General features: G+C 55.3%; 5 protein-coding genes. All 5 read right to left on the bottom strand.

All coding sequences use genetic code 11. The features are described 5' to 3' along the window. Nucleotides 1-75 precede the first annotated feature (75 nt). The 5 genes from E8K88_RS12740 to E8K88_RS12720 all read right to left on the bottom strand — a co-directional run bounded on the left by E8K88_RS12740 (nucleotide 76) and on the right by E8K88_RS12720 (nucleotide 7,375). Nucleotides 76-1,569, bottom strand: a complete 1,494-nt coding sequence (locus E8K88_RS12740; RefSeq protein ID WP_136407052.1) for a PepSY domain-containing protein — start codon at nucleotides 1,567-1,569, stop codon at nucleotides 76-78. A 16-nt stretch (nucleotides 1,570-1,585) separates the two neighbouring features. After that, nucleotides 1,586-3,793 (bottom strand): TonB-dependent receptor, encoded by a 2,208-nt coding sequence (locus E8K88_RS12735; RefSeq protein WP_168797324.1) that lies wholly within the window; start codon nucleotides 3,791-3,793, stop codon nucleotides 1,586-1,588. 196 nt (nucleotides 3,794-3,989) lie between these two features. After that, a complete protein-coding gene (locus E8K88_RS12730; RefSeq protein ID WP_136407050.1) occupies nucleotides 3,990-4,445 on the bottom strand; it encodes a hypothetical protein in 456 nt (151 codons plus the stop codon). 360 nt (nucleotides 4,446-4,805) lie between these two features. Beyond that, nucleotides 4,806-5,177: a DUF2946 domain-containing protein gene (locus tag E8K88_RS12725; protein ID WP_136407049.1), complete on the bottom strand. Its 372-nt coding sequence runs from the start codon at nucleotides 5,175-5,177 to the stop codon at nucleotides 4,806-4,808. Between the two features lie 158 nt (nucleotides 5,178-5,335). Beyond that, nucleotides 5,336-7,375 (bottom strand): OPT family oligopeptide transporter, encoded by a 2,040-nt coding sequence (locus tag E8K88_RS12720; protein WP_136407048.1) that lies wholly within the window; start codon nucleotides 7,373-7,375, stop codon nucleotides 5,336-5,338. Nucleotides 7,376-7,391: the final 16 nt, after the last annotated feature.

Raw genomic sequence — 7,391 nt, 5'->3', positions numbered from 1 at the left:
CCTGTGCAGCTTTTTAGTGGGTCAATACAGACCTTTGGTGTGCTGGCTTGTGTTAGCGGCTCTTAAGGCACTTGGCTAAGAAATTTTCTGGCGTAAACGGCGCCATGCAATCACAACGCCAGTGGCACTGATGGCCAAGCCCCCAAGGCTGAGTGCGATCATCACCCCATCCCACAATGGCCTGCGATTGAGCAAAGGCAACCAATCCCAGCTGTGCAACATGGTGAACAGCCACCGACTCAGCCGCTCTGTCGAATTCAGACTGCCCAAGAGCTGACCAGTATTGGCATCGACGTGCACCCAGGTTTTGGGCTCATCACCGAATGCGACGCGGTATATCGGCAAGGGTTTATCGCGTCCACCTGTCATCGTGTGCGGTGCACGCTCGTAGTAATACAGATCGTATGCAGACAAGCGATCCCATTGTGTGATGGGCACAGACATCAAGTTGCGTGCTGCTTGCATTACCTGCGCTTGACTCGGCTCGTGGCTCTTGCCAGTGCGCAAATTACGTGCAGCGATCGGGCCTTGCGCATTGATCTGCAAAGCCACGCTCTCACCCAGCAAGGGTAGCCAGCGTATTTCTTTCAAGGCACTGAAGGAGTTGGCTTCAGACCCAGGAAGATCCTGCAAAAAATCCCACTGCAACTGCCCATGCATTGCCGTCACTTGCAAAGGAGCTGGTGGGCTGCGCAACATGCCCCAGGGGCGCATCGACATCAGTCCACTGAACAGCCAGGTCATGCAAACTATCGCAAACAACAGGCCCAGCACATGGTGCCAACGCATCAAAGCGGACGGGTATGGCGAACGCGCGCCGCTTTTATACGGTTCTCTAAACCGCCAACGCCAAATACCGACCACTGCTCCGGTTAACACAAGCACCATGCTGATGACGGAGAGCCAGTTGATGATGTCACTGTGGTGGGCATTGAACGCATTGCCTCTGAACATGTACAACCAATGCGCCCAGGCGCCCAGCCAGTTCCAATACAGTTCTGTGCGCGAGACATCGCGGATCACCTCACCCGTGGTGCCTGAGACGTAGAGACGCGCCAAGGGCCCTTGCTCTATGTCAAAACGCCACAATGGCCGATGTGCATCCAGACCTCTTGAATGCGTATTGGCATCTTCAAGCAGCGTGCCTTTGGCGAGCACAGCATTGGCATCGCCTGCATAGGCCTGTGCACTGGCAAGCGCCACTGCCGCATCAACCTGCAGCAAGGTCTCTCCTGAGCTTGCGTCGATGGCCAGTACCGGCTGCCCATTGCGCTCTAACCAATAAGTCGGGGCACCTGCGCGGGCTCGGTTAAGCCGCAGGCTGCGTACTTCTTGCAGTTGCTCAATTCCAGCAGCTTGCATGGCGGCGCCAGGACTCAAGAGCGCAGGCACTGAAGTGGCAGGATTCAAGTCAGGCAAATGTGTCAGGCGCTCTTCTTCTGTGAGCTTGGGGTAGCCCACATACATCATGACGATGCCAGAAAAGAACCACAGTGCAAGCAGTAGGCACAAGCCAATACCCAGCCAGCGGTGCGTGAGGTAGGTCCACCGTTTGAATGTGCGTTTCATCCGCTGCACCTGCCGCTCAGAAACGCACCGTCAGCGCCACATCGAAGGCGCGTGGTGCCCCCAAATAGGCCGCCGAGGTGCTGCTATTGAGAAAATACACTTTGTCAGTGGCATTGCGCACGCGAGCACTCAGTTGCGTATCGGGACGAATTGTCCAATGCGCAGACAAGTCCAGCAGCGTGTAGCCCGGGCGCTTCAAAGTATTGACTGGGTTGACGTAAGAGCTTGCCACGGCACGCACTCCTGCACCCAGACTAACGCTTGGAGTGAGCTGGTACTGGCCCCACAGATTACCCACCCACTGCGGCATGCCAACTGGCTGCTTGCCAGCCAGTGAGAGACCGTTTTGCACGTAATTGTCATACTGCGGCTTCACATAGGCCAGATTGCCAAGCATAGAAAAGTCGGAGTTGGGCTGCCAACCTGCAGTCCACTCTATGCCTTTGGATGATTGCTGGCCGACCAAATACGTGATGCTGCTGTTGTCCAAATCTTGCGTTGAGATGTTTTTACGCTTGATTTGGAACACCGCCAAAGTCGACGTCGCCTTGCCATCCCAGAACTCATTTTTAAGACCGACTTCCAGCTGGCGTCCTGTTGTCAGGTCACTGTTGTTGATCGCATCGGCAAAGCTGGCCGTGCTGAGGCTGCCTGACGGAGGGTCTGCTGCGGTAGCATACTGCACATACGCATTCCAGCCCGGAGCGGCTTCCCACATCAGGCCTACGCGGCCAGTGACAGCGTTGTAATTGCGTTTGAAGAACGCAGGGTTGGCTGCAGTCACTTCACGCAAATTGGTCAATGACAAGCCAATGCGGTCGTAGCGCAAGCCTGTGAGCAACTGCAGCTGTGGGCTGAGCTTGGTGCGGTTCTCGGCATACAGGGCGAGCGTTTTCACTCGCACCGTGCGGTCTGGCGAGAAGCCGGGTGCCATGCCCTCAATATCCCAAAAATAATCAGGCACAAAATCATAGGGGTCAACCACATTGATTGTGCCTGCCAAGCTGAGCGGAAAGCGCGTTTGCTTATTGGCACTGTAATCCAGTCCAAAGGCCCAATCACTCTCACGGCCAGCCAAAGCCCCTTTGTAGACGGCATCGAGGCGGTTACCTACCAAGCGTTGGTCGTGCCTTTGCAACAAGGCCGAACTGCGTGTGACCATGCTGTTGGTCTCGTCAAATCGGTAACTCTCGACATTGCGAAAGTCGCGCAATGCGTCATAGGCATAGAAAGTGTTTTTCAAGCTGAGACTGGAATTGACCTGGTACTCGGTCAATGAGCGCAGCCATTGCACACGTTGGCCGTAAAAACCATCGGCGCTGTTGAAGTTCATGCGGCGCATGCCCTCGTCAATGCGTACGGTGCCTTCTACCGGATTGAGCAACGGCGTGCCCCAATACGGGCGATCCACTTTTTCACGCTGGTATTCATAGGCCAAGGTGTGTGTCAAATTGGGGCTGATGTCGGTCCTAACTGAGGTGGCGAGCTCAGTGGCTTGTCTGCGCGTGCCATCAGTCCAGCCCTTATTGCGCCGGTCATTGACATCCAGGCGGACATAGGAAACAGGCCGCCCATCGCTGTCTTCAGCGCTGATACGTCGATTGAGTCCCAGCGACATTTCACGCAATGACTCGCTGCCCAGACGCAAGCGTGCTTCAGAAAAGTCGCCCGGTTGTGCCAACTTGGTGATGTAGTTGACCGTGCCGCCAACTGCACCCGAGCCGTACAAAAAGCTTGAAGGCCCGCCCAGTGCTTCGATGCGGTCATAAATCCAGCTGTCTACCGGCCGCGCAGCAATCGAATACTGCACATTGATGCCGTTGAACAGCTGTGCCAGTGAATTGGCGCTAAAACCACGGAAGTTCACCCCAGGGCTGCCCGGGCTGTCCTGGGTGGTCACGCCTGGTACAGCTCGCAAGGCACTTTGCGTGTCCTCGGCACCAATGGCTTGCATCAAATACCGATCTATGACGGTGATGCTGGCCGGGGTATCGCGCACGCTCATTCCCAGCAATGAGCCTGTTTGGCTTTGTTGATCCAGAAGCACTGGACCTGTCACGGCAATCTGGGAGTCCAGCGGTGCTGAAGTGACCTGCACGGTCGCTAATTCGGAGGCATCATCTTCGCCGTTGGGGCTTGGAGCAGACGTTTGGGCCAAACCCAGCATGGGCAAAGACAGGCTGATAACGCCCAGGGAGGAAATCAAAATACGGCTTGTTTGCATGGTGTATTCATCTGTTGATCGCGCAGGGCATGGCAGGCCTGCACACAAACCGAAAACACGCATGCCACTTTGCCCGATGGCAATGGCATGGCGTGGTTTCGCATTGGTGGTTTCATGCGCATACGCTATGCGCCCCAGCCTGTGCGGCCGGAGCGTTTGGAGGTTCAAAAGCGCAATGCGTTGTGAAACGCAGGGATCAAACAGACAAAGGTGGCCCCCTGGGCGCCTGGATCGCAGTACACGGCGTCCACACAGGTGCACAGTAGTGCCGGCGTGCGACACGCAAGGCTTGCAAGAGCACGAGTAGCAGCAGCGACAGCCACAGGCCTTCAAGCAAGGCCTGCCAGGTCAGCACGGAAAAGCTGCACAAGGCGCTTGCATGTGCAGTTGAAGACTGTTCATGCGAGCCATCGCTCGCCGCAGCAGGCAGCGCCTGCTGGAACTCCATCGGCCCATCCGGTGTGCAAACCACCATCGCAAACAAGGCTTCCTGACCAGCTTCGGCCGCAGCAGGCATAAAACCTTGCGGCACCAGCGCGCGTAAAGCCAAGCCCAACAGCAGTGTTGCAATGAGCCCCCAACGCCAGCCGCAGACAAGCCACCGACGCATTAGCGCCAGTGCTTGCACAGAAAAAGCAGGTCTCGTAGTCATGCCAGTGGCGCAGCCTTGGGGGCAATTTTCAAAAAATAGGAATGGAAAGAGCAGCAGGAGCGGACGCAGGCGTTGCCACCAGCCCAGCAAATGGCAGTCAGGAGGCACCTCAGGGCCTTGTTTGCTGCGCAAAAATGCGTGCAAGACCGCACTCAAGCCACAGTCAGGTTTTGCAGAGCGTGATTGGTTGTTAAGCGCACCAGCGCAAGATCGCTTGAATACCTGCCCCCTGCCCGCTAGCCAAAGACTCTAACTGCCACGCCACTCCAAATAGGACAAATGCCATTTAAATGCAACCATAGAGTCCATACGCATATGGACTCATGCAAGAAACAGCCGCTTGCCCTTGAAGCAAGGCAATTAGATGGCGGTAAAAACCACCTGTGGAGGGCCGCGTGGCGGCAGAGCAGAACCGCTGAATGCCGCAATATGGGCTGCGCGGTAGTGGCTGACAAGATAATGAAAACGCGATTGTGGTTCTCTCGCGTGCAGCCACAGCGCAGGTGGCGGCGCTGCCAGCAAGCAGTTTGGGCAATCCAGGCTGTGGCTGCCCATCGGGGTGATCTTGCCGCCGTCATCAATGACCACCAACTGCGCGCCCCCTGTCCCAACGCACACAATGGCCATGCGTTTGGGATTGATCAGCGGCGAAGCCACTGCAGCCACGGTCGCCAAAGCAAACCACACTACAACGAGTTTGGCGCACCGGCGAAAAATGGACCAGATGGACATAGCCCGCGATTATGGTCGAAAAAATCTGTGCTCCGAGCTGATCTTGGCGTCAACAATTATTCTTATGGATATCGTTGCGCCAGAGCTGCAAAGACGACCCACCCCTGGCCCCAAAGGGAGCCAGACTCCCATCAACATCCAGAGTAAAGGCTGAGTCTTTAAGGTTTCATGCCGCCATTAACAGCGTGCCAACTGGTTTTGTGCACAACTTGGCGGTAGAAAAACACGCATACCGCCACCAAGAAAGCCAATCCCAGCCATTGCGCGGTATAGGCAAATCCAGGCCCGACTAATGCGATGGGCGCATTTTGCCCAGTCACCCCAATCAAGCCGGCAATCACAAGCCCCATGAGACTCTCGCCAACAATCAAGCCAGAGGCCAGCAAAACACCTGTGCGCCTGGCATTCTCAGCCGCCAAGACATTGCCAGAATGCTGCTCACGCCGTGCAATCGCGCGTTCAATAAAAAAACCAAGCATCGCACCAATAAATAAAGTCACACCGATGGTTGGCGGCAGGTAAATTCCTAGGCCCACTGCCAAGGCTGGCATAGCGCCTTTGCCCGTTGCGCGCAATGCCCAGTCAATGGCAATGACCACAGCACCGATTGCGACACCGGTCAACAGCATGTTCCAGTTCAGGCTGCCATCAAAAATCCCGCTGGCAATTGCCGCCATCAAGGTGGCCTGTGGAGCAGCCAAAACGTTTTGAACATCCATGTCAGGACGTGGCATCGCCCCACTAAAACCATAGGCGTTATAAAGCAACTCCAGCACCGGCGGGATGACCAAACTGCCGACAATGCAGCCGATCACCAGCACCCACTGCTGGCGTGCTGGCGTGGCCCCGACCAAGTAGCCCGTTTTCAGATCTTGTAAATTGTCATTCGAGATGGCGGCAACCGCAATCACAACTGCCGTAGTGAACAAGGCCAAGGCAATAATGGGCTTGCCGCCAAGCTGCTGCATTGCAGCAGGTGCCAGCTGTGTCAGAAGCAGCAGCAACAGCGAGACAAGTATCACCCCAATAATGCCAATCCCTGAGATCGGGCTGCTAGAGGAGCCCACCAGTCCAGCCATATAGCCGCATGCTGCTGCAATCAAAAAACCAAATACAAAAACAAACAGAACACACAGCAGACTCAGGCCAATACGCAGACCTGTACTGATCTGCGGGACGCCTTCGGCTAAAAAATAATAAACAATCGCCAGCAAAACAACAAACACCAATGCTGCTATGCCAGCCATAGCGAAGGTGGACATGTCGCGATCAGTGTCTGGAACAGCACGCTTGTCATGCGCGCTGTACGTAGAACGGTTGCCGGCACTCGCACGCATTGCGCCAATGATGGGCTTGAGCATATTCAGCACAGTCCAAATAGCCGCGATCCCAATCAGGCCCGCGCCTATAAAGCGCACTTGCGTAGACCAAACCTGGCTCGATGATTCGATGGCTGACAAACCACTGGGTACTGCGACACTATTGAGCACAGGCACCAGAACAGCCCAGCTAAGCACTACGCCAGCGATCACTGACAATCCGGCTGCAGCCCCCATCAAATACCCCGCAGCAATCAACGCCGGTGAAAAGCCCGTTGCCACTCGAAAAGCCAAAGGACCTGTGGTGAACCAGGCTGAAAAACTCTCGCCCAAGAGTTTAAAACCACCGCTGCACAAGCCATACAGAGCCGCAATGCTGCTGCCGGCCAACAAGGTGCGCATGCCTCGACTTGCTTGCTCACCCAGGTCGCCATTGGTACTGGTGTGGCCTAGCTTGAGAACCTCGGCAGCAGCTACGCCCTCTGGATAAGGCAGCTGGCTTTGCACCACCATGACCCGCCGCAAAGGCACGGTGTACAACACACCTAAAATGCCGCCCGCCGCACACACCAGAGCCGCTTGCCAAAACGGAAAACCTGTCCAATAACCCAGTATCAGCAAGCTAGGCAAAATAAAGATCACAGCAGACAAGGTACCTGCCGCTGAGGCCTGTGTTTGCACCATATTGTTTTCAAGGATGTTCGAGCCTTTAAAATTGCGCAACAAGGCCATGGAAATCACCGCAGCAGGAATGGCTGATGCAAAAGTCATTCCAACCTTTAAACCCAAATAAACATTGGCTGCAGTAAAGACAATGGTAATTAATGCGCCAAGAATGACTCCTCTGATAGTCATTTCTCGCAGGTGAGATGGATGCATTTTTAAATCTCTTTAA

It is taken from the genome of Lampropedia aestuarii (assembly GCF_004803635.1).
In the GTDB taxonomy this organism is placed as follows: domain Bacteria; phylum Pseudomonadota; class Gammaproteobacteria; order Burkholderiales; family Burkholderiaceae_C; genus Lampropedia; species Lampropedia aestuarii.
Note: the sequence above shows the minus strand (reverse complement) of the source record. Positions and strands in the feature narration are given on the sequence as shown.

What these genes read in the sequence shown, in the direction of transcription:
- E8K88_RS12740 (WP_136407052.1), bottom strand. Translation starts at nt 1,569, where the DNA reads ATGAAACGCACATTCAAACGGTGGACCTACCTCACGCACCGCTGGCTG.
- E8K88_RS12735 (WP_168797324.1), bottom strand. Translation starts at nt 3,793, where the DNA reads ATGCAAACAAGCCGTATTTTGATTTCCTCCCTGGGCGTTATCAGCCTG.
- E8K88_RS12730 (WP_136407050.1), bottom strand. Translation starts at nt 4,445, where the DNA reads ATGACTACGAGACCTGCTTTTTCTGTGCAAGCACTGGCGCTAATGCGT.
- E8K88_RS12725 (WP_136407049.1), bottom strand. Translation starts at nt 5,177, where the DNA reads ATGTCCATCTGGTCCATTTTTCGCCGGTGCGCCAAACTCGTTGTAGTG.
- E8K88_RS12720 (WP_136407048.1), bottom strand. Translation starts at nt 7,375, where the DNA reads ATGCATCCATCTCACCTGCGAGAAATGACTATCAGAGGAGTCATTCTT.